The 23,520-nt window shown below is 40.9% G+C and carries 20 protein-coding genes; 12 read left to right on the top strand and 8 right to left on the bottom strand.

The genetic code is table 11. The annotated features are described in order from the left end of the window. Positions 1 to 87: 87 nt before the first annotated feature. A complete protein-coding gene (gene icd, locus L1D46_RS07400; protein WP_239977213.1) occupies positions 88 to 1,353 on the top strand; it encodes an NADP-dependent isocitrate dehydrogenase in 1,266 nt (421 codons plus the stop codon). Between the two features lie 5 nt (positions 1,354 to 1,358). Here icd and L1D46_RS07395 read toward each other — a convergent pair whose 3' ends face one another. Together L1D46_RS07395 and L1D46_RS07390 are read right to left on the bottom strand one after the other, a co-directional pair. After that, complete coding sequence (locus L1D46_RS07395) at positions 1,359 to 1,802, bottom strand: hypothetical protein (RefSeq protein WP_130051758.1); 444 nt, start codon at positions 1,800 to 1,802, stop codon at positions 1,359 to 1,361. Between the two features lie 111 nt (positions 1,803 to 1,913). Further along, on the bottom strand, positions 1,914 to 2,861 hold the full coding sequence (locus tag L1D46_RS07390; protein ID WP_130051757.1) for a LysR family transcriptional regulator: 948 nt from the start codon (positions 2,859 to 2,861) through the stop codon (positions 1,914 to 1,916). A gap of 105 nt (positions 2,862 to 2,966) precedes the next feature. Between L1D46_RS07390 and aceK the strand changes: the two genes are divergently transcribed. Genes aceK through L1D46_RS07370 form a run of 4 tightly spaced genes read left to right on the top strand, consistent with a single transcriptional unit; the run spans position 2,967 to position 6,526 of the window. Continuing rightward, positions 2,967 to 4,796 carry a bifunctional isocitrate dehydrogenase kinase/phosphatase gene (gene aceK / locus L1D46_RS07385; protein ID WP_167658613.1) on the top strand — a complete coding sequence of 610 codons (1,830 nt, stop codon included), beginning with the start codon at positions 2,967 to 2,969 and terminating at the stop codon, positions 4,794 to 4,796. Positions 4,797 to 4,848: 52 nt separating this feature from the next. After that, positions 4,849 to 5,241, top strand: a complete 393-nt coding sequence (locus L1D46_RS07380; protein WP_239977198.1) for a hypothetical protein — start codon at positions 4,849 to 4,851, stop codon at positions 5,239 to 5,241. An 8-nt stretch (positions 5,242 to 5,249) separates the two neighbouring features. Continuing rightward, on the top strand, positions 5,250 to 6,212 hold the full coding sequence (locus L1D46_RS07375) for a zinc-binding dehydrogenase (RefSeq protein ID WP_239977197.1): 963 nt from the start codon (positions 5,250 to 5,252) through the stop codon (positions 6,210 to 6,212). Between the two features lie 53 nt (positions 6,213 to 6,265). Beyond that, on the top strand, positions 6,266 to 6,526 hold the full coding sequence (locus L1D46_RS07370; RefSeq protein ID WP_239977196.1) for a DUF2999 family protein: 261 nt from the start codon (positions 6,266 to 6,268) through the stop codon (positions 6,524 to 6,526). Between the two features lie 60 nt (positions 6,527 to 6,586). On the opposite strand, the gene L1D46_RS07365 is transcribed toward L1D46_RS07370, so the two are convergent. Together L1D46_RS07365 and L1D46_RS07360 are read right to left on the bottom strand one after the other, a co-directional pair. Next, positions 6,587 to 6,793 (bottom strand): helix-turn-helix transcriptional regulator, encoded by a 207-nt coding sequence (locus L1D46_RS07365; RefSeq protein WP_054552938.1) that lies wholly within the window; start codon positions 6,791 to 6,793, stop codon positions 6,587 to 6,589. Beyond that, positions 6,794 to 7,252: a hypothetical protein gene (locus L1D46_RS07360; protein WP_239977195.1), complete on the bottom strand. Its 459-nt coding sequence runs from the start codon at positions 7,250 to 7,252 to the stop codon at positions 6,794 to 6,796. It lies immediately after the preceding gene. A 186-nt stretch (positions 7,253 to 7,438) separates the two neighbouring features. Here L1D46_RS07360 and lepB point away from each other — a divergent pair, with 186 nt between their 5' ends. Both lepB and L1D46_RS07350 read left to right on the top strand, forming a co-directional pair. Next, a complete protein-coding gene (gene lepB / locus L1D46_RS07355; protein ID WP_167658610.1) occupies positions 7,439 to 8,098 on the top strand; it encodes a signal peptidase I in 660 nt (219 codons plus the stop codon). An 84-nt stretch (positions 8,099 to 8,182) separates the two neighbouring features. Beyond that, on the top strand, positions 8,183 to 8,998 hold the full coding sequence (locus L1D46_RS07350; protein ID WP_239977193.1) for a hypothetical protein: 816 nt from the start codon (positions 8,183 to 8,185) through the stop codon (positions 8,996 to 8,998). Positions 8,999 to 9,069: 71 nt separating this feature from the next. On the opposite strand, the gene metG is transcribed toward L1D46_RS07350, so the two are convergent. Further along, positions 9,070 to 11,094 (bottom strand): methionine--tRNA ligase, encoded by a 2,025-nt coding sequence (gene metG / locus L1D46_RS07345; protein WP_239977191.1) that lies wholly within the window; start codon positions 11,092 to 11,094, stop codon positions 9,070 to 9,072. A 178-nt stretch (positions 11,095 to 11,272) separates the two neighbouring features. Between metG and apbC the strand changes: the two genes are divergently transcribed. From apbC to L1D46_RS07330, 3 genes are all read left to right on the top strand, one after another. Further along, positions 11,273 to 12,352 (top strand): iron-sulfur cluster carrier protein ApbC, encoded by a 1,080-nt coding sequence (apbC, locus tag L1D46_RS07340; RefSeq protein ID WP_130051749.1) that lies wholly within the window; start codon positions 11,273 to 11,275, stop codon positions 12,350 to 12,352. Positions 12,353 to 12,665: 313 nt separating this feature from the next. Beyond that, a complete protein-coding gene (locus tag L1D46_RS07335; protein ID WP_239977189.1) occupies positions 12,666 to 15,317 on the top strand; it encodes a glycoside hydrolase family 16 protein in 2,652 nt (883 codons plus the stop codon). A 78-nt stretch (positions 15,318 to 15,395) separates the two neighbouring features. Continuing rightward, positions 15,396 to 18,347 carry a TonB-dependent receptor gene (locus tag L1D46_RS07330; RefSeq protein ID WP_239977187.1) on the top strand — a complete coding sequence of 984 codons (2,952 nt, stop codon included), beginning with the start codon at positions 15,396 to 15,398 and terminating at the stop codon, positions 18,345 to 18,347. Between the two features lie 96 nt (positions 18,348 to 18,443). Here the strand turns inward: L1D46_RS07330 and L1D46_RS07325 are convergent, their stop codons facing one another. Then, the gene (locus L1D46_RS07325; RefSeq protein ID WP_130051746.1) at positions 18,444 to 18,770 is read right to left on the bottom strand and encodes a hypothetical protein; all 327 of its coding nucleotides are present in this window, start codon (positions 18,768 to 18,770) and stop codon (positions 18,444 to 18,446) included. A gap of 281 nt (positions 18,771 to 19,051) precedes the next feature. Between L1D46_RS07325 and dcd the strand changes: the two genes are divergently transcribed. Further along, a complete protein-coding gene (dcd, locus tag L1D46_RS07320) occupies positions 19,052 to 19,639 on the top strand; it encodes a dCTP deaminase (protein ID WP_130051745.1) in 588 nt (195 codons plus the stop codon). A 133-nt stretch (positions 19,640 to 19,772) separates the two neighbouring features. After that, positions 19,773 to 22,268, top strand: a complete 2,496-nt coding sequence (locus L1D46_RS07315; RefSeq protein WP_239977186.1) for an EAL domain-containing protein — start codon at positions 19,773 to 19,775, stop codon at positions 22,266 to 22,268. On the opposite strand, the gene L1D46_RS07310 is transcribed toward L1D46_RS07315, so the two are convergent. Both L1D46_RS07310 and L1D46_RS07305 read right to left on the bottom strand, forming a co-directional pair. Then, positions 22,234 to 23,010 carry a CLCA_X family protein gene (locus L1D46_RS07310; RefSeq protein ID WP_178926853.1) on the bottom strand — a complete coding sequence of 259 codons (777 nt, stop codon included), beginning with the start codon at positions 23,008 to 23,010 and terminating at the stop codon, positions 22,234 to 22,236. The two genes, L1D46_RS07315 and L1D46_RS07310, sit on opposite strands and share 35 nt — an antisense overlap. Continuing rightward, positions 23,010 to 23,520 (bottom strand): tRNA-uridine aminocarboxypropyltransferase (locus tag L1D46_RS07305; RefSeq protein ID WP_275668418.1); only part of this gene is annotated, 511 nt, incomplete at its 5' end. The genes L1D46_RS07305 and L1D46_RS07310, both read right to left, overlap by 1 nt.

The raw sequence follows: 23,520 nt of genomic DNA, 5'->3' as shown, positions 1-23,520 counted from the left end.
TGAATAGCCGCTATTTCTTTGTAAGCACAGACAAATTAGCTATTTCTTGATATTAATATTATTAAAACACCTTGCTGGGAAGGCATGATGCAGTATCAACACATTTCAGTACCCTCGAATGGCGCGCAAATTACTATCGATAGTAAGGGTCAATGGCATATTCCTGATAACCCGGTTATTGCTTACATTGAAGGCGATGGTGTTGGTCAAGATATCAGCCCGGTGATGCGAGATATTGTTGATGCTGCAGTGAATCAGGCTTATCAAGGCGATAAACAAATACATTGGATGGAAGTGTTCAATGGCGAAAAAGCAGCTGCGCTTTACGATGGCGACTGGTTCCCGCAAGAAACCCTACATGCCGTTAGACAGTATAAAATTGCCATAAAAGGGCCATTAACAACCCCCCTCGGCGGTGGTTTTCGCTCTTTAAATGTGGCCCTTCGTCATGAGATGGATTTATTCGTTAACATGCGGCCCATTCGCAGTTATCCGCACTTACCATCACCTTTAAAAGAACCTGAAAAAACCCAAATAACAGTAATCCGCGACAGCTCAGAAGACGTTTATTCAGGCATTGAGTGGCAGGCTGGCAGTATTGACAACGAGCGGATGCTTGATTTTCTGTGTCAAGAAATGGGTGTCACCCGACTACGTTTTGATAACCAATGCGGCATTGGTATTAAAAACAGCTCGAAAGAGGCGGCAGAACGCTTGATGCGCTATGCCCTTAACTTTGCCCTTAAAGAGCACAGTGAATCACTGACTGTGGTGCACAAAGGTAATGTACTTAAATTTACCGATGGCGCTTTTAAACGCTGGGCATTTGCCCTTGCTGAGCAAGAGTTTAACGCTATAGCGCATGACAATGGTCGTTGGTTAGTTATCAAACGTGAAGAGCAAGATGATTTAATCATCAAAGAAGTCATTGCCGATAACATGTTACAACAAGCGCTGCTCACTCCTGAGCAATTCGATGTGGTGGTAACAACCAATCAAAACGGCGATTACTTAGCTGATATGTTAACAGCACAAGTCGGTGGGGTAGGAATTATGCCTGCGGCAAACTTAAATAATGAAGTAGCCTTTTTTGAACCGACTCATGGCACATTTAATCGCATTGCCGGTGAAGACAGTGCAAATCCAACAAGCAGTATTTTAAGTGCGGTAATGATGCTACGTTTTATGGACTGGCATCAGGCTGCGAATAGAATAGAAAAAGCTCTAGAAGAGACGCTTAAAGCAAATGAAATGACGTTTGATTTGGCTAATTTAGTAGCCGATGCGACGATGCTTAGTTGCAGTGATTTTGCAAAAAGCATCATCGCGCGAATAAGTAACTCAAATAATTAACCATATTATGCGGCACTGGCGCTTTTAACTGCGTAGACACATGGTTTACCTGTTAATTGTGCTGCACGTTGGTAAATATGTTCTGCACCTGGTTCATTGCTTGTCATGCCTGTTAATGTGTCCATTAACGCAACCACTAAAATAGCTGGTACTTGGCAGCAGTATTCATCGAGTACTGCAGTTGTTGTTTGAGCATCAACATGACAATGCGGGTGAGTGCGTACTGTGCTGTATGCTTTTAACAGTGTGTCCGCTTGTAAAACATCATCATCTTGATGTTTGGTTTTACGGCATTGGCAACCAAACTCATCAACCATAGTGGCTAATGTTTGGTAAATTTCTTCACAAGGTAAATTACTTTTTTTACAAAGTTGTTGCTCGATGAATGAGTGTAATTGACCATTAATGTAAAGGCCGTCCTGTTGAGTGAATTGCGCTGAAGTTTCCATAATCATTTTCTCTTTGTTTATGTGCTTAACTTCACTCTAGCCCTTCACTCATTATTAATGAAATTGTTGTTTTCAATAACTGATATTGATTTTATCAATATTACGCTGTTTTTAGCGATCAGCCACGGTGCTGGCAAAGGCAAGTAGCTCTCTGCGAAGCCACTGGTGCGGGTTTGCGTGATGTAACAAAGGGCTCCATAACATTTTCACTTCAATAGGAACAATTTGAAAAGGTACTGGACTTATTACCAAATCAGTGTGTTTTGCTAATAACATGGCTTGTCGACGAGGTAATGTGGCAATCAGTTTTGGTGATTGACACAGCAAGCTTGCCACCATGTAGTGGCGGGTGAATACGCGAATATTGCGGGTTTGTTCTAATTGCCATAATGCCTCATCGACCCAGCCGAGTTTTTGACTACCTGATTTATTCGTCAATGCCGCTTCTACGCCCCAACCTGCCCGATTCACCCAAATGTGCTCTTGTGCAAGGTAGCCTTCAAGATTTTGCTGTTGTAAGTAGGGATTGTCTGGGTGTGTTAAGCAGCAGTAATTATCGCGCCAAACACTGGCTTGGTGGAATGAGCGGGGCAGGCCGTTAAAGCGGTTTATGGCAAGGTCGATGGTGCCTTTTTCCATATCTTGAAGATTAACATCGCTTGGGCTCAAAATATCAAAGTTAAGTCCCGGATTTTTTTCCAGCTGCTGCGTGATAAACGGCGCAATTAGGGTTGATTCTAGGTAGTCGTTTGCCATAATCCGAAATGTAATTTTAGCTGTGCTAGGGTCGAATACTTCACTTGGCTGAGTAATTTCTTCGGCCATTTTTAACAGTGATTCTATTTCAGGTTTAAGGCTGAGCGCTTTTGCTGTCGGCGTCATCGTGCCAGCGGCTCTCACTAATAATGGATCATCAAATAAATCACGTAAACGCTTAAGGGCATTACTCATTGCTGGTTGAGTCAAAGCCAGTTTATTGGCGGCTTTTGACACACTTTGTTCATCAATGAGGACATTTAAATACACCAATAGGTTGAGGTCGACGTGCCTAATATTCATTTGATCAATCTTATTTATTATCTTTATTAATTACCTAAATTAAAGCGCGCTTGCTATTGTGTGTAAACAAGGCGACTAAAATAATCAGCATAAGCGATAAAAATAATGCCACAGCAGAGCTCACATTTGGCTGTTAAATCACACAGCGAACAGTTAAATCAGGTAGTAGCGACTAAGCTTGCCCGCGCGGTGTATGCTGGCTTTGAGGCTATGTTTGCAGAGTTTTTAAATATTACCCTCGGTGCACAAAGTCGTTTTGAACAGCGCCAGTGGCATCAAGTTCAAGGGGCAATGAAATCGCGATTACAGGTTTACGAAGGGCAAGTAAAAAAGGTAAGCCAAGCTGTAAAAATTATTGCTTATAGCGAGGTAGATGACCCTGCAATTTGGTTACTAGCCAAAAAAATATACGCAGAAATGGTGCAAAGCCATGAAAATCAGCCGATTGCTCATACTTTTTTTAACTCAACCTTCGGTGCTATTTGGGACTCACGAAAAATCCGCAATGTACATTTGTTTGTACTAAAAGCACGTTATCAACTTGGGCCGCGGCCTTTTGATTCATTGGTTAGCCGCATTTCTTTACAAAATGGTTTTGAAAGTGCCATCAGCAGCTTAATAAAACGCCATGTGTTTCGTTCACAATACGCTGATTTTACTGGTGATGTTGCCATGTTGCAGCGTACTTTAATTGCGGGTGCAAAACTGCAATGCCCGCAAGTCTATGAGCTACTTGCACTCAACGATGGTTATATTGAATACGCAAATTCTTTGTTTTTCAGAAATAAAGCGTGTTACATCATAGGTCGATGTATTGCTAAAAATGGCGATAACATGCCATTTGCGATTGCGTTGTTAAACAGTGAAAAAGGTCTGCATATTGATGCTGTGATGATGGGAGCTGACCAACTTAGCTTATTGTTTGGCTTTGCGCGTACTTATTTTATGGTCGATACCGACCAACCCGCACGATACGTTGATTATCTCAGTGTTTTAATGCCCCATAAGCAACGCTTTGAGTTGTTTAATGCCATAGGCTTTATCAAACATGCTAAAACCGAGTTCTATCGTTACAAAGTTGATACCACGCGCAATAGCCCTGTGGATGATAAATACATTATTGCGCCAGGAACGCCGGGCATGGTAATGCTAGTATTTACAACCCCAGGCTCAGATTATGTCTATAAGGTAATCAAAGATAAATTCAGTGCACCGAAAACAGCCACCAAACAGCAGGTCATGGCCAAGTACGACTTTGTTAAACAAGCCGACCGAGTAGGCCGGCTAGTTGATACACACGAATTTCGTTATTTAGCGTTTGATTTAAGTCGATTTAGTGAAGAGCTAATAAAGACAATGCAGCAGCAAATTGGTGATAGTTTAGTAATTTCGGGTAATGCACTTATATTGCGCCATGTTTATGTAGAACGCAAAATGACGCCGCTTAATTTGTATATCAATGACTGTGATGAGCGAAAACTGCAGCAAGTCATGGTTGATTACGGTAAAGCAATAAAAGAGCTCGCGGGGGCTAATATCTTTCCCGGCGATATGCTGATGAAGAACTTTGGTGTCACTCGTTGGGGAAGAGTGGTGTTCTATGACTACGATGAAATTTGCCCAATGACGGAATGTCAATTTAGAGAGCTACCAAAAACTGATGACTCATTGGATGAGCTCAGCAGCGAAAGCTACTTTGATATCGCAGAAAACGACGTATTTCCGAGCCAGTTTAAAGTATTTTTTAGCGCCAATAAGCGGGCGTTTGATTATTTTAATGCAGCCCACCAAGATATTTTCACAGCCACTATGTGGCAGCAATTACAAGCGGCTATTAACGATGGGCAATTGCTTGATGTTTATCCTTATAAGCAGTCTTGGCGCTTTTCTTCGATGAAAGCTCAAATGAAAAAATCTCAACCTATAACTGTTTAATCGAAACATAGTGTTAGCGTATGCTATTGAAAAAATTGCTAAGGAACGCACTATGAAAAACACACTGTTATTATCGAGTTTATTTATTTCGTCTATGGTAAGCGCCAATCCGTTATTAGGTAGTTGGCAATTTGTTGAAGGTAAATATGCAACCAGTGATGGTTATGTAACGGCAAAAGCGCCAGAAATAACTTCTGTAAAGCTGATTACGCCTAGTCATTTTAGCTATATCACCCAAAAGAAAGGTAACTTTCATTATGCTGGTGGCGGCAAATATGTTTTGCAAGACCAGCAATTTATCGAAACTTTTTCCTATGGTAATGTACCTTCATTACTTGGCAAGACCATGGCATTTGATTACAAAATAGAAGGTGACTTGTGGCACCACACCTTGTATGAAAATGGCAAATTAGTCGAAGCTGAGATCTGGCAACGAATTAAATAGAAGGTGATATGCGTTATATTAAGCACGAAGACTCACAGTTACATTTTGCGCAAACAGATAAACCAGCCCTAAAAGATAACGAAGTTCTTATTGCTGTTGCAGCAATCGGCGTTAATCGGGCTGATTGTTTACAGCGACAAGGTAAATATCCTGCGCCCAAAGGTGACAGTGAAATTCTAGGGTTAGAATGCGCCGGTACCATTGTTGAGCAAGGTAGTGCAGTATCCGGTGACTGGCTTAATAAACGCGTTTTTGCCTTGTGTGCGGGCGGTGCTTACAGCGAGTATGTTGCCGTTGATGCTGCGCAAGTGATGCCTTTACCAGATGAAATGACAATGGCCCAAGGCGCTGCTATCAGCGAAGTTTACTTAACGGCATTTTCTGCTTTGTTTCAATTTGGTCAGCTTAAAGCAGGGCAAACGGCACTTATTCATGCAGGAGCCAGTGGCGTAGGCGGTGCCGCAATTCAAATGGCAAAACGCGCTGGCGCTCAAGTGGTGATCACCGCCGGAAGCGATGAAAAGTGCGAGCATGCCAAACAGCTGGGTGCTGACCATACCATCAATTATAAAACCACCGACTTTGTAAAATACTTCAAAGCAAATAATTTACAGGCCAATACCATTGTTGATCCAGTTTCAGGGAGCTATTTAAACAAAAATGCCGCCGTTGCAGCAATGGATTGCCAAATTGTGATGTTAGCGTTTTTAGATGCGCGCTTTGCTGAGGTTGACTTTGCAAGGCTGCTTAGTAAGCGTATTTCATTTCATGCATCAACCTTACGAAACCGTTCAATTGAATTTAAGCGCGATTTAAAAGAGCAGTTTATAACCCGCTTTTATGATGATTTGGCACAAGGACTGTTGGATTGCAATATCTATAAAACGTTAAATTGGCAAGATGCAAATGAGGCTCATCGTATTTTAGATAACAACGAAAATTCGGGAAAAGTGGTGATGTTAGTTGAATAACATTAATTTGCCCATATTATTGGTTTTATTAGTAGTTAAAAGTAAAGGTTAGTATGAACCCAATTATTGCAATGCTCAAAGAGCACAATGTAAGTGACGAAAAAGTGCGTGAGCTGTTCCAAGCATTTATGGAAAACCCAATGATGGCAATGGGTTTGTTTCAACAGTTAGGTATCCCACCAGAAAAGCTTCAACAACTTATGGCATTAGTGATGACGCAGCCACACCTTATTAAAGAAGCGGCTGAATCAGTTGGGATCAGTGATGACGAAGTTGAACAAGCCAAAGCGCAGTTCAAAAATCAGCAGCCGTAAGATTTTACGATGCTTACTGAACAAAAAAGGTTAGCTAAATAGCTAACCTTTTTTGTTGGTCTATTGATACGAAAAAACATCATCCAGCTTCTTATCAAACAATTGAGCAATCTTAAAAGCCACTTCAAGGGACGGTGAGTATTTACCTTTTTCAATCGCTACTATGGTTTGCCTTGAAACGCCAACAGCCTCTGCCAATGCTTGCTGAGTCATTTCATTGTGATGAAATCGAAGTTCACGAATGGTATTACTGAGCTGTTTTGTCATTTAGCTATCTCTTCGATATAAATACGCTTTGCTAGCATTAGTGATAATTTCACTAATTAAAAAACCTATAATAAGAAAATGCATAATATTATATAGATCAGAGACCTCAGGTAACAACATACGGTCTGACACACGCTCAATTTGAGTCGTTAGAAATACACACATTAAGATAATTGCAGAGCAAAACCAGTGTCCAAGTTTGGTGCTTTTTAATTCAATGAGCTTATCGCGTTCATCATCACCTAAGTCTGCTTCTTTGTGTTTAATGCCTGCAAGTATCGATTGCATGATTATCTCTAAGATTACCGCTACAACAACGACCTTATATAAGTATGAAACCATGGTATCTTGGCTAAGGTTTCCAGCAGCTTGTAGTGAATTAATAACTAGGAGGTAATAACTTAAAAGGCCAATTGTCACTACTAAAGTGCCCCAAATTGTCATTTCTTTGTAGCTCATATTTCATAATCCCATGTAAAATATATTTGACTTGATGTTAAGTAAACTACTCATCGCTTGCTGTGTCAAATATTTTTAACATCATGTATGATATTTTTATCTTTGACGTATCTCGTTACATTTAGTTAAGAACTAATTCTCAGCTAAAGGCTCTTAGTAAAACAAACCACAAAATAAGGAATGACTATGAACTGGATTGTAAAAGTATGGAAAAATAACCGTTCATTGATTGTATTTATCTGCTTGATGAGTGTTTTTAGAAGTGCGGTAGCTGATTGGTATGAAGTGCCAACAGGTTCAATGAATCCGACCATTGTCGAAGGGGATCGTATTTTAACGGATAAAATGGCTTATGATCTGCGTGTGCCATTTACTCATATTTCGCTTATGCGCACCGATGAGCCAAAAGCCGGGGATATCATCGTATTTGATTCCAAGGCTGCAAATAATCGTTTAATAAAGCGTGTTATTGGTGTGCCGGGCGATACAGTGACTTTAGTAGATAATAAATTGATTATTAACGGTAAAGCGCTTAATTACGCATTAACTGATGACAAGCAACAACAGCAGACACTGATTGAAAACCTTGCAGGTGTTCAGCACGCCATCCAGGTATCAAAAGCCTCTTCGGTGATGCAGCATTTTGCACCTGTCGTAATTCCTAAGGATATGTATTTAGCGATGGGTGATAATCGCGATCATAGTGCAGACTCGAGAGTGATTGGTTTAGTGCCTCGCAGTGAGTTGTTAGGTAAAGCTAAAAGAGTCATAGTGTCACTTGATTATGATGACTATTATTTACCTCGAAAAGAGCGAGTTTTACATGATTTATATTTAGCACCTTAGATGAAAATCGTATAAAAATTGGCAATTTACAGTTTTATGTCTCAATATTAACGACATAAAAATAATAAGCCAAAAAGGTTAAATATGATCAATGATAAGCTTGCTAGGTTAATTCGATGCTATTTGTTACTAGTCATTTCATTTAGTCTCGTTGCATGTGGTTCAAGCTCAAAAAGCGAAACTACAAAAGTCGATGAGCATGACAGCTCCACCCCAGATACAACTGTTGGGCTAGTCGATAACAGTGGTAGTGCTGACTATAAAGTTATTATTTACGGTAATAGCCATAGCGCTAAATTAGGGGATTTGCTTGAACAGCTCATTTCAAGTGAGTTAACCAACGCTCAAGTATCAACCCTTACCGTCAGTGGTCGCTTTTTAGATGAGATAGTTAACGAATCGGGCAATGTTGAAAAGCTACAGCAAGACAATTGGAGTCATGCTATTTTTCAAGGTCAGAAATATTCTCAGTCTGGCTCTGTTAGCTATTCTACGAGTGAGGCAGAGCGATTGATTGCAAGTGCGAAAGAGCTGGATATCACACCCATCTTATTTCCTGAGCATCCACAGCGAGGTGACAGCAAAGAAGGGGAGCTTGTCTATCAATTACACTTGTCTATTAGCGAAAAAGAAACAAGCTGTGTTGCACCTGTCGGTTTAGTTTGGGACAAAGCAATAGCTGCATTACCAGATCTGAATTTTTACAGTCCCGATGGTAATCATGCTTCAGATGCAGGGCACTTACTTACCGCAATGACTTTTTATGAAGTAGTAACCGGTGAGCTTGCTGACACTCTCGCTTACAATGCTGCTTTTGCTATCACAGAGCAACAACACCAGCAGTTCGGACAAATAATTACTCAAGTACTGACTGAGCACCCGGCATGCCCAAGTTCATAACCATACATTCAACATAAAAAAACCGTTGTGCCTAAAACACAACGGTTTTTTAGTAGCTAGTAATTGTGCAATTACATTACGCGCATGCCAGGCTCTGAGCCTTCATCTGGGTTAAGAATATAAATTTCTTTACCGCCAGGGCCAGCTGCTAATACCATGCCTTCAGACATACCAAAACGCATCTTACGAGGCTTAAGGTTCGCTACCATTACCGTTAGCTTGCCTTCGATGTCTTCAGGAGCATATGCAGATTTAATACCTGCGAAGACTTGGCGCGTTTCGCCACCTAAATCTAAGGTTAGTTTTAATAACTTATCTGCGCCTTCAACGTGTTCTGCTTTAGCAATTCTTGCTACACGTAAATCAACTTTAGCAAAATCATCAAATTCGATTTCTGGGCTGATTGGCTCTTTTGCTAGCGGGCTGTTTGGATCAATCTTGTCTTTTTCAGCAACTAGGCTTTCTTTAGATTCTTCAATCATTTTATTTACTTTATCCATTTCAACACGTTGCATTAACGGTTTGAATTTATTAATTGCGTGACCTACAAGCGCTGTTTGCGCACCTTGCCATGTTAAACCGTCGTTTAAGAAGGCTTCTACGTTAGCAGCCATACCTGGAAGAACTGGTTTTAAGTAAGTGATAAGTACACGGAACATATTTAAACCAAGAGAGCATACATCGTGTGCTTCTTGTTGTTTTGTTTCGTCTTTAATTAACACCCACGGCGCTTTAGCATCTATAAATTGGTTTGCTTTATCAGCAAGGGCCATGATTTCACGAATTGCACGGCTGTAATCACGGTTTTCATAGTGATTTGCAATGCTTGCAGAAGCCGCTTGGAACTCACCTAACAGTGCTTCATCCATCACTGTGTCGCTAAGCTTACCGTCAAATTTCTTGGTGATGAAACTTGCACAACGGCTTGCGATGTTAACAACTTTACCTACTAAGTCAGAGTTTACACGCAGTGCAAAGTCTTCAAGGTTTAAGTCAAGGTCAGTGATGCCGTTGTTTAGTTTTGCTGCGTAGTAATAACGAAGATACTCAGGGTCTAGGTTATCAAGGTAAGTACGCGCTTTAACAAAGGTGCCTTTTGATTTAGACATCTTTGCGCCATTTACTGTCACAAAACCGTGGGCGAATACGTTTGTTGGCTTTCTGAATTTTGCGCCATCTAACATTGCCGGCCAGAATAAGCTGTGGAAATAGATGATGTCTTTACCGATGAAGTGGTAAAGCTCTGCATCTGAGTCTTCTCTCCAGAATGCATCAAAATCGATACCTTTTTTATCGCACAAGTTTTTAAAGCTCGCCATGTAACCAATTGGAGCATCTAACCATACGTAGAAGTATTTACCCGGTGCACCAGGGATTTCAAAGCCAAAATAAGGTGCGTCACGGCTGATATCCCACTGCTGTAAGCCATCTGCAAACCATTCATCTAACTTGTTCGCCATTTCTTGTTGAATCGTACCTGAGTGTAACCACTCTTTAAGCATGTCTTCAAAAGCTGGAAGATCGAAGAAGTAATGCTCAGAATCTTTTAAGATTGGCTCAGCACCCGACATTACAGAACGTGGGTTGATAAGCTCAGTTGGGCTGTAAGTAGCACCACAAGAATCACAGCTGTCACCGTTTTGATCTTCTGACTTACACGTAGGGCAAGTACCTGTTACAAAGCGGTCTGGTAAGAATATACCTTTCTCTGGGTCGAACAGTTGAGAAATAGTATGCTTTTTAATGTGACCCGCTTCATTTAAACGATTGTAGATTAATTCACTAAAGTGACGATTCTCTTCACTGTGCGTGCTGTGATAGTTATCAAATTCAATGTTGAAATCAGCAAAGTCGCGTTGACGCTCAACACTCACGTTTTTAACCATTTCCTCAGGCGTGATCCCTTGTTTTTGCGCATTAAGCATAATTGGTGTGCCGTGGGCATCATCCGCGCAAACGTAGTAGGTTTCATGACCTTGTTGTTTTTGGTAACGCGCCCAAATATCAGTTTGGATATATTCTAGTAAATGACCTAAGTGAGTCGGGCCATTGGCATAAGGTAATGCGCTAGTAATCAGGATCTTTCGCTGTGCCATAATCATTCCGAATTGAGATTAGTTCGATGCAAACATGCACGAATATCATTATTTAATTCATTGTGAGTTGCTTATATACAACCTAAAGCAATGATATTATCTAATTGTCTGGTTTTAATGCCTTGAATGTTACATAATTCCGCAGCACTTTTCATCAAAGAAACGCTAATTTATTGCTATGTTTGGACTGTCAAAACTATTCTCAAGTAAATCGACTGAAAAAGCACCGATCATTGATGCCTTCGCCGCCTATCGTAGTAGCGCATTTGCCATTGGTATTGAGCAAAGCTGGCTCGAAGAGCTTAATCAAAACAGCGATAAAAGCTGGCAAGTAAAACTAAGCCTACCTTTTGCTGGCTGTGGTGAAATCAACGAAATTGAAAAGTTTGTCGCCGATAAATTATCAGTGCCTGTGTCAATTAGCGCCAAAGTCAAATTACCTAATTCTTATAGTTTTAAGCAAATTAAACATATTGTTCTAGTTGCATCAGGTAAAGGTGGAGTTGGCAAATCAACCACGGCAGTGAATCTTGCCTCGGCTTTAGAGCAAGAGGGTGCACAAGTAGGTATTCTCGATGCCGACATTTATGGCCCGTCTATTCCATTACTTTTAGGTCTGCAAGGAGCTGAACCTAAAACAGCGGATAATAAAAACTTACTTCCTTTTGAGGCACATAATCTCAAAGCGCAATCGATCGGCTTTTTAGTTCCAAGTGATGATGCCACCGTTTGGCGTGGTCCTATGGCATCAGGAGCACTTAATCAATTAATGAACGAAACCGTTTGGGGAGAGCTTGATTATCTAATCGTTGATATGCCCCCTGGTACGGGTGATATTCAATTGACGATGAGCCAAAAAGTGCCTGCTAGTGGTGCTGTGATCATTACCACCCCTCAAGATTTAGCCCTTGCCGATGCACAAAAAGGTATAGCTATGTTCAATAAAGTAAACGTCCCTGTGCTTGGTTTAATTGAAAATATGAGCTACTTCTTGTGTGGCCATTGTGGGCAACCAAACCATGTATTTGGTAAAGATGGTGCCGTAAAATTAGCTCATCGCCATGGTGTGCCTGTACTTGCTAATATTCCGTTGGCCATTGAAATTCGTGAAAGCTCAGAGCAGGGCAATTTAATAGCGAAAGATAACGCGGCTCAAATAAGTGAAACATACAAAACAGCTGCCCGTGTACTTGCTAGTAGCTTGTATTATCAGCAGTCACACACAAGCTCCGTTGAAATTGTTATTACTGAAGATTGATTGTTGCAAAGATTTTGTTAATGGGTTTTTCTTATTAACAAAGACTTGATTGATTATTTTGTACTAAATTCACTCCCAACCACGCTTTTAGCAGCATATAGCCTAAATTTACGTAAAACATGTCAAAAAATTTGCAGTAATTGTTAATAATTTATTGACGTTTTAATAACCATGCCATACTCTAATGTAAGCGCTTACATTAATGGTTCTTTTTATTTAACCTGTTTTGTAAGCGCTTACAATTAACTGATTAAAATAATACTATATGAATCAGTTGAGTACTAACAAACACATAATGTTAGGGTTCAATGCAATGAACAAATTCAAAACACACTTAACACAACTAGCAATGGCGCTTTCAGTAGTGACTGTAGCTGGCTGCGGTGGCTCTGCCACAGATACAAAAATAGATACTGTAAACCCGACTGAGCCAGTTTCAGATTGGGTTATGGTTTGGGAAGATAACTTTGACGGCGATGCCATAGATGACAACAAATGGAATTTCGAAATAGACTGTGCAGGTGGTGGTAATAACGAAAAACAATGTTATACCGATAGTGAAGAAAACGCCTTTGTTGCAGACGGTATTCTTAATATTGTTGCATTACCTGCAGAAGAAGGGGCAGCAAAACCTTATACGTCTGCACGTATCAATACTCGTTACAAAGCTGATTTTAAATATGGTCGCTTTGAAGTAAGAGCTAAATTACCAAGTGGCCAAGGCTCTTGGCCTGCGTTTTGGATGATGCCAACCGATGAAGTTTACGGTGGCTGGCCTCGTTCAGGCGAAATTGACATTGTTGAGTCGGTTAACTTGAAAGTTCCAACCGAGGATGGTGTCGAGTCAAACATCTACGGAACACTTCATTATGGTAAAGAGTGGCCAAATAACGATCAAAGCGGCAAAGCTTACACATTTGACCAAGGTGTAAACCCTGCTGATGACTTTCATACTTATGCTATTGAGTGGCAAGAGGGTGAAATCCGCTGGTACGTCGATGACTACTTGTATGCCACGCAGCGCAAATCAGAATTACTTTACAATGCAAATGGTGAGGCGCTTGCTCTAAAACATAAGGGTTGGTATACCGAGTATTTTGATCAAACAACGGGTGAGTTAGAAACTCATTGGGACACAGCCCCATTTGATCAAGAGTTTTATTTAATTCTTAACTTTGCAGTGGGCGGTGACTGGCCAGAAAACGTTAATGCTTTAGGTATTGATGCTAGTGCATTCGAAAATGGTCAGACTTTTGAAGTTGACTATGTTCGTGTTTATGAATGTTCGCAAAACCCAGACACAGGCAAAGGCTGTGAAACAGTTCGTCCTGGTTACGACAATCCAGAAGATGCACTTGTGCAGGGTGCAGCACCAGCTCCGACTCCACCGAGTGATGGCACCGTAACGCCACTCACCATTTTTGATAACAGCTTTAATCCTAACTGGCCTGCATGGGACTGCTGTGGCGGTTCAACACCTGCGCTAGTAGAAGATGCTGAGCGCGGTGATGTGGTTGAGTTTGTTGTTGGCGCAGAACCTACTGTAAATGGTTTCATTAGTCGTGATGCTTTTATCACAGATGAAAACGGAGAAGCCTCACCTTTCGATGCTAGTGCTATGTTAGAAGACGGTTATGTAACTTTTGACATGCAAGTAACTTCGCTTCCTTCAACTCCAGATGCACCTTGGTTATTTAAAATTGAGAGCGATGAAGGCTCGACAGCGGTTGAGTTAAATCTAAGTGCGAGTACTGAAGGTGTAAGTCCAGTTGCCGGTGAATGGCAAACCTATACATTCCCTCTGCAAACACTGGCAGATGCAGGGCTAAATGTTTCACTGATTGATGTGATTATGATTTTTCCTGCATGGGGTCAAGGTGAGGGCGCAGTTTACCGTGTTGATAACGTAGAGATCACCAATGGTGCAACGACGACATTACCTTCATTAACCTTATTTGCAGATGAAATGAACCTTGATTGGCCGTTATGGGATTGTTGTGGCGGTTCAACGCCTGTCGAAGTAGTCGACGATGAAGAGCATGGTGTGACAGCTGAGTTCTCTATTGGTGCTCAACCAACAGTAATGGGCTTTATCAACCGTACTTCATCAGGTGGTAGTGGTAGCCAGTTTGATGCATCAGCATTAGTTGATGATGGCATGTTGCAATTTGAAATGAAGATCACGTCTTTATCGTCAACGCCAGATGCACCTTGGCTTCTAAAAGTAGAGTCAAATGAAGGTGCTACAGCAGTTGAATTAAACCTTAACACGAGTGCTGAAGGTGTTGATCCTGTTGCTGGAGAGTGGCAAACCTATACATTCCCAATTAGCACCTTATTAAACGCTGGTTTAGATGTCAGTGCAATTGATGTAATTATGATTTTCCCTGCATGGGGGCAAGGTGAAGGTGCGGTTTACCGTGTTGACAATGCCCGCATCTATGCACCTGAGCAAGATACGGCTGCGTCAGAGCTAACATTATTTGCTAATAATGTAGCTGACCAATGGAGTATTTGGGATTGTTGTGCAGGTAGTACGCCAACAGTTGAAACTGACGACGAAGCACATGGCTCAGTTGCAGAGTTTCAAATTGGCGCTCAACCAACAGTTATGGGCTTCTTAGCTGATGACGGCGTAAGCTTTGATGCTTCACACTTATTATCACAAGGTGTGGTTCGCTTTGAAATGAAAATAGTTTCAAACGCCAGCAACCAAGATGCTCAGTGGTTATTCAAAATTGAGTCAAACGATGCAGCTCAAGCTGTGGAGCTTGCGTTAAGTGCAAGCCAAGAAGGTGTCGAGCCTGTAGTTGGTGAGTGGCAAACGTATACCTATACACTTGCTGATCTACTAAGTGCAGGTCTTGATATTAGTGCAATCGACGTTGTTATGGTGTTCCCGTCATGGGGGATGGGTGAAGGTGCGGTTTACCGTATTGATAATGCAGTTATTGCAAACCCGTAATGAACATTGGCAACAAGTGATGGGTGCTGATTACAGCACCCAGTATCCATGACAACATATTGCAAAAGCAGGTAAATCATGAAAAGCACAAAATTTATTAAAACACCTCTTGCAGCGTCAGTTGCGATGATTTTAACCGCAGGGCTAGGCACTATGTCGGCTTATGCACAGGATGAGCAAGAGAAAGCTGATAACGATATTGAAGTTATCGAAATTAAAGGTATTCGTGGCAGTATGATCCGCGCCATGGATATGAAACGTGATGCAACAGGTGTTGTTGATGCGATTTCAGCAGAAGAGATGGGTAAATTCCCAGATACTAACTTAGCTGAATCATTACAGCGTATTACCGGTGTATCGGTGAGTCGTTCAAACGGCGAAGGTAGCGAAATTACGGTACGTGGTTTTGGCCCTGAGTTTAACCTCGTAATGCTTAATGGTCGCCAAATGCCAGGCACGGGTTATACGCGTTCATACGCCCTTGAGAATATTGCCGCTGATGGTGTAAGTGCACTTGAAGTAGCAAAATCAGGTCAAGCTGATGTACCAAGTGGTGGTCTAGGTGCTACTGTAAATATTATTACAACTCGCCCATTAAATAGCCCAGGCGAAAAGTTTAGCTCGTCTATTAAAGCTATTCATGACTCGTCAAATGAAAAAGGTGATGATGTAACGCCAGAATTTTCAGCGATGTACAGCAATACCTATGCTGATGATACATTTGGTTTTGCGGCATCTTTCTCACATCAAGAACGTGACTTTCAACAGCAAAGTGCCAATATTCAAGGTTGGCAAGCTAATGTTGATTTACCAACTCTTGATGAAGGAGAGTACATTGACCCGCGTCCATTAGATAGCGAAGGCAACCGTGTCGGTAATCATTTCTTCCCGAAAGACATGAACTACAGTATTGCTGATGTTGAACGTGAGCGTACTAATGGCCAAGTAACTTTACAGTACTCGCCAGTTGAAAGCTTTACTGCAACAGTTGATTACACAGCAAGCCGTGCTATTACTGGTGTGAATACCGTAGGTTGGGGTATCTGGAATGAGTTCGGTGGTAACATTAATGGCTATGAGCTTGATGAAAATGGTACTGCACTTTATGCCGATATCAGTGGAAACGACGGCTCATTTACTGCAAGCCGTGTTACTACAGAAGTTAAAGCGCGTTCAATCGGTTTAAACCTAGAGTGGCAAATTAACGATCAGTGGGAAGTTGAGTTCGATTATCATGATTCGAAAAACGAAACAGATAATGGTGCAGATGACGGTTTAGGCTCAGACGGTCAAATTATCCTTGGTTCTGACCAGTTAAAGAGCAAAGTATATGACTACCGCACAGGTGAAATTCCGCACGCATACGTTAACTGGAACAACGGCACAACAGTACTTGACCCAAGTGAAATTGATTCAAACTTCAGCCAGTTTAGTTATTCGCCAGGTGAGTCTAAGGTTGAGCAAGCCCAGCTTCATACAACTTGGTTTAATGAAAGCTTCGAAATTCCATTAGTAAAAGTAAAAATTGGGGCGGCAAATACCAAGCAAACCATGGGTGGTTTTACTGCATGGAGTGGCTTAAGAGGCGGTCCGGGTTTTAATCCATCATTTACCGAAATTTTCCCTGATGGCATGTTCACTTATAACGATACAGGTGACATGCTTGACCAGTTCGCTGGTGGTGGTAGTGCCCTTGAGCCAAATTACTATTACACCTACAGCTTTGAAGAGGCGTTAGCTCGTCAGCTTGCTTTTTTAAACGAAGATTTATTGGGTGATAATCAATATTCAATTGACCCATTCTTTGATGGTATCGACAGCGAAAGCTATGTAGAAGAGAAAACGCAAAGTTTTTATGTGAACAGCTTGTGGGAATTTGATGTAGCTAATTACTTCGTTCAGATTAACGCAGGTCTTCGTTATGAAGAAACGGATGTAACCAGTACGGTTCGCCAACGCGTTGAAAGCCAAGTGAACTGGGTGAGTGCATCTGAATGGATTATGCAGTACGAAACTGGTGGCACAGATAATTTTTATCAAGAAGAAGGTAATTACGATATCTGGTTACCTAATATCGATGTAAAAGTTGAGATCACAGACGAGCTTGTGGGGCGTGTTTCATGGGGTAAAACCATGGCCCGTGCACCGCTTGGTAACCTTGCTGGTGGCCGAAGCTTATCAGGTAGTCCTAAACCGGGTTCACGCACTGGTGGCCAAGGTAACACTAGTCTTTTACCTTTTGAATCAACTAACTTAGACTTATCGCTTGAATATTACTACGGCGAAGGTAGCTATGCATCGCTTGGCTACTTCAAAAAAGACGTTGATAACTTTATTCAAACACAAATTACTGAAACAACGATTGATGGTTTACATGACATCTTAAATGGTCCTCGTTACCAAGAGGCTGTAGCGTCAGTTGAAGCGCGCGGAGAGCAGGCTACGAGTGATGCTATTTTCAATGAAATGTTAGCGCTTGGTTATGGCAATGCGGATGGCGCTATTGAACCGACGAGCTCAGACCCCCTCATGGTATGGAACATTTCTCAGCCACAAAATACCGACAGCAAATCAGTCGATGGCTTTGAACTTGCTGTTCAACACTTATTTGGTGAAAGTGGCTTCGGTTTAGGTGTTAATGCCACATTTGTAGATGGTGATGTTGAATTTGATGTTGATAGTTTGACCCAACAAGCTCCGTTATCAGGTTTGAGCGATTCAGCTAACTTCCAAGCCTTTTATGATAAAGATGGCTTGTCAGTTAAAGTAACTTACGCATGGCGTGATTCGTACTTGATTGGTGTGGGTCAGTCACAAGGTTCATCTGATGCGCCACCACAGTTTGGCGACACTTACGGTCAATGGGACTTAAGCGTTAACTATGACATTAACGAAAACATGACCGTTTTCTTTGAAGGTATAAATCTTAACAACGAAACTGAGCGTGGCTACGGTCGTTACCAAGAGCAGTTCTTATTTGCTCGTCAATACGGACCTCGTTACACAATTGGTGCCCGTTATAGCTTTTAATATATGATCCCTGATAGAACCAAAGCCGCTCAATGAGCGGCTTTTATTTTTATTAAACTAATTGAGATAAGCTAATCGATTTAAAATAGCAGGGCTTTAAAAGAGTTTATTACGATAAAAAAAGTAACCAGAAAAATAGCAAAAAATAGCAATGCCAGGATTAATTAAAAAATTTGGCATAAACACAATATCGGTTTCACCAAAACAGTAGAAGTAAAAGGCAATACTGAGCAATGAAGGTAGCGGAAAAAAGAAAGTTTCGTTAGCAACTAAGCCAGCCACCGACCAGCTAGTTAATAGTAGTGAACCTACAAAAACGAGAAAGCCATACCATAAATCGTGCTTTTTAGCGTAATGTTTGGCGATTAAAATTGCGACAACGCATGCTGGTAATGTTATTACGGATAAAATAACGTAATCCATAACAACTTATCCTCATTCTCCCTGTAATCTGGGAATTAAAACAAAACTCAGCAGTTCAGATAAACCGGAAATAGCTGATGTTATTAGCTGAGATGGCTTATCTTATTTTGTTGAGAATTATTCGCGCAACACGCTGTTGATTTGTGTAATATATGTCACACTATATCCACCCCATTTGGCTTTACTAATACACACGCGACTTTTGCTGTGTTTAGTTTAAAGCTTAGCGTGTTTTTTCAGCTTAAAATCAGATGTTTAAGTTGTTTTAGGTAGAATAATTAATGAGATTATCAGACACCCATATTCAGCAGTATATTGACGAAGGCCGCATTGTTATTGAGCCAACACCGAGTAAAGAAATGATTTCAGGTGTGACTGTGGACTTACGTTTGGGCAATAAATTTCGAGTCTTTCAAGATCATACCGCAGCTTATGTTGACTTAAGTGGTCCAAAAGATCAGCTAAACAAGGCGATGGAATCAATCATGAGTGATGAAATTGTGCTTGCAGAAGAAGAAGCTTTCTTCCTTCATCCTGGCGAGTTAGCTTTGGCTATCACTTATGAAAAAGTGACTTTGCCCGCTGATATTGTTGGTTGGTTAGATGGACGTTCATCATTAGCTCGCTTAGGCTTAATGGTACACGTAACCGCTCATCGTATTGATCCAGGTTGGTCTGGAAATATTGTCTTAGAGTTTTATAACTCAGGCAAATTGCCGTTAGCACTTCGTCCGATGATGAAAATTGGTGCTATGAGCTTTGAAACCATGACAAGCCCTGCAGAAAATCCATATAACACCCGTAAAGACGCGAAATATAAAGATCAAAATTCGGCCGTTGCAAGTCGTATCAGTGATGATAATAAATAATCGTATATTATGTGGCTTGAGTGCCACATAATATTTTGTTGCCAAACTTTTTACCTAATTTAGTTAACTATAATTGGCAATTTAAGCTTATCACCCCCATACTTTTAGCTGGTGTTTAAAGCACGGAGCTAAAATGCACTTTATTGGCAAGCAAGTCAGTCGGATAATTACAAAGCTGCTCATATTATGGTGTTGTGTATTGCTACACAGCGGCATTGTTTCTGCTGCTAATGAAGATTTGCCTGTATGGTTGCTTGATTCAGAGCAGCCACTTGCCAAACTGAGCCAATCCCTCGAAGCATCGTTACAAAATGCAAAAAAATTAAATGCGTTAGAAACAAGCTCGATTCGCCTTGCAGCAAAAACATCTCATTGGCTGATCATCGATTTATATCAATTACCTAAGAACAAAAACTATGTTGTTTTTCTCGGCGAGCCAAACTTAACATGGGCTAAATTTTATCTTTTAGATGAAAATTTTCAGGCTACTAATAATCAGCGGCTTGCTTCACTAGAAAGCTTATCGAATGTTCGCCCTCATTGGTTGATTGAGCATGGCCAAGGGCATCGCTGGGCATTGGTTAATTTTGTGCATGATAGGGCGTTGACTATTGAGGTGGGAGTTGTTGCTGCAAAAGTATTTGAAGCCAACTTACATCAAACAATTTTAGGTTACGGTGCTATTTTAGGTGTACTCATTTTATGTATCTTAGTAAGCGCAATGTACTTCTTTGTATCGAAGCAACCAAAATATATGGTGTTAAGTGCTTACTTTGTACTGGTTTGTATCGGTTTCTTGATTGATAACGGCCTGATTAGCTACCTGGCTGACGGCTTAGATTGGGAAGCTAAATGGCCTGTTAATGAGCTTGCATTGTGCTTTGTTAGCTATTTTTTATATCACTTTTTAGCGATTCATACTTACACAGCTAAGTTTAAAAAAGCTTGGCAAGCAATGATGGCTTGTTTGTTGATTGCGGCCTTGCTCTCATCAATATTGCCTCAATTTAATCGTCAGTGGCTATTTATAGTCAGCTGTTTGGGCTTTTTGGGCTTTGTTGCAGCAATCTTTTACAGTTTGATTAAGCGTATTAACAACCGTACTCATCTGCGTGTTTTTATGCTTTTAACTATCGTTATTCAAGTATTTAGTTTATTCATTTGGAATGGCTTTGGCATTGGTTATCATGACGTTCATAATACCATTTTGCTTATTACTTCATTGGCGATTTGTTCTGTGCTGTTGTTAAAAGATCGCCAACAAATTTCAGCATTTAGTTATTCGATGCTGCATGATGTAGATACTAAACTGCCAAATAAACAATTTTTGATCGCGCAAATTGTAAAAAAAGTATCGCAGAAACAACACTTTTCAGTTTTATTATTTAAGGCTCATGTACTTTCAAATGCACGCTCTACTTTTGGCTTTGAACAAGCCAATATTTGTATCAATGAAAGATTAAGTATTTTAAATAGTCAGCTGCAGAGTATGAATGCATTGAAACTCGAAATTCAAGCCAGCAGAAGTGCATGGCTCGCTCATGTTGATGACAGTACGTTTGGCTGTTTAGTAATGGGAGAACTTGAGCTAAGTCACATAGAGCAGTTTGCATGTTTGATCCATGGCGTGTTTGAAGAAGGACTAACTCATGAAGAGATTAATTTAGTCGACAGTGTTGATATTGGTGTTGCGTATTACCCTATGCATGGCAATACTGCGAAGCAAATTTTTCAATGTGCTATACAAGCGATGTCGGAAAAGCGTTTACAAGGTGAGCGTTGGCGTATGTTCGACTCTGAAAGTGCGCGTCTTTCAGAGCAAAGGTTATCTATTGCTGCGGCTCTTAAAACTGCAATTGATGAAAACCAACTTAGCTTGCATTTTCAGCCGCAGATATGTCTGAAAACAGGCAAAGTAGTGGGTTGTGAAGCATTACTGCGTTGGCAGCATCCAGTATTTGGCGCAGTAAGCCCTGATGTGTTTATTCCAATAGCAGAGTCAGCAGGGGTGATCAATCAGTTGACTGAATGGGTTGTTGAAAGAGGTATTGAGTGGCAAGCGAAGTTTTGCAAACTGATACCCGATCACGTTATTTCCATTAACATATCAGCAAAAGATCTATTAAATAAAGACTTACCGGTGCTTTTAATCACCATTTTAAATGAGCAAAAAGTATCGGCTGACTCAGTGATGTTAGAGCTTACAGAATCAGCAACTTTGGAAGAAAGTAAAAAGATTAAAGCAACACTGGATGACTACCGTTTAATCGGATTAAAGCTCGCGATTGATGATTTTGGTACAGGTTATTCTTCACTTGCTTATTTAAGTCAGCTTGGCTTTGATGAAGTGAAAATAGATAAGCAGTTTGTATTGAATTTGCCGTTTTCGGTTAATGATCAAAGTATCTGTAGGGCAACCTGTGATATAGCCACTACTTTAGGGGCGCATGTTGTAGCTGAGGGTATCGAAGATGAGCAAAGTCTGGCTATGTTGCAAAGTTATGGCTGCCAGTTTGGGCAGGGGTACTATTTTTCAAAGCCGCTCTGTGCAGATGATTATTTAGATTGGATAAACGAGGTGCAGAAAGTTGAAATTAGTCTTGATGCAACAGCGAACCTAATTGATTAAAGTAATTAAGTAGCGCTGCAAAACAGCGCATGGTATGTTGCTCATCTGGGTAAATTAAGCCACTTGTTGATAAACCACTTACCAAAAAGCTATTTTTTATATCAGGGTGCCTGTCAATACACTGTTCAAAACAGCGGGCCGCGAGTTCTTCAGGCATACTCATATAAAGTTGCTTAACCTGCTGATCAAAAGCGATAGATTGCTTCACAAACTCATTTGGGTTCGCACCTGAGTTGTCTAAAAATACCTGATGATAAAACTCATTTAAGCGCTGATTAAGTGGATGACTTAAATCTGGTGACTGTTCGAGCCATAGCGCTGAGCAAAATTGCATACTCTTTCTGTCGCTAAACAAATGCTGACAAATATGGTGGTCAAAAGCATGAAACCATTCATGGGCGAGTGCGCCACCACCGGCATTTTTAGCCAGAGCAAGGGTTTGACTATTGGCATTATAATGAGCCTGCACACCTTTTTGGCCGCCATGACCAAAGGCAAAATTAAGCTTCCCCCTAAGACCAATTGCCGTTGGTGGTAAAGTCAGTATTTGCGCAAGATCAGCTAAGGCATCGTAAATTAAATTTGCCGCTAATAAACGTTCTTGTTTGTTGACCCAATTGCCAACCACCATTGTACGAAAGCCAAATGTATCGCGAATATCGTCAAAATCGACCTGATCATCAAAGCGATAATCGGGTCCCTGACGATGAAAACCCGCACTAAGTCGTTTTGATACTCGCATTATAGATAGCGCGCCTTAACATTAGCTGGCATATGCTGAGTTTGCTTATCGACCAGCGCAGCTAATAATCTATATAGTGGCGTTACATCAAGGCCTTCAATTAATTTAAGGCTATGAGCCACAGCTTCTAAAGTTGATAAACTATCTGCTCGTGGCGCTTTGCGAATGACGTATTTGTTTTGTGGTACCTGTTTAAAACTCACAGCCTCAAATGCGTGGAGGCTTGGGGTTAATTGCAGCATTTTGTAGGCTTTTTTCCATGTGCCATCAATCACAATTAAATGGGTCAAAGACTGTTTGAAAGCATCTGTAGTGGCAGTGTGCTCGTCTAAATTTAATGCGTCATCCGCAGGGTAGAGTACCGCTGTTGTTGCCTTTGGTAATGTTGCAAGCTGCAAAAAGTCCCGTTCTGACTCGCCTGCGATGATTTGGCAATTCTCTAAGCCTAAATTCAGTAAATTAGCGGTGTTTTTAGTAATTTTTTCCTCATTAGGGTGGCGTAATATAATG

The sequence above is a fragment of the Pseudoalteromonas sp. Isolate3 genome, assembly GCF_022398505.1.
GTDB lineage: Bacteria > Pseudomonadota > Gammaproteobacteria > Enterobacterales > Alteromonadaceae > Pseudoalteromonas > Pseudoalteromonas apostichopi.
The sequence above is the reverse complement of the archived record's forward strand: the minus strand, read 5'-3'. Positions and strand labels throughout refer to the sequence as shown.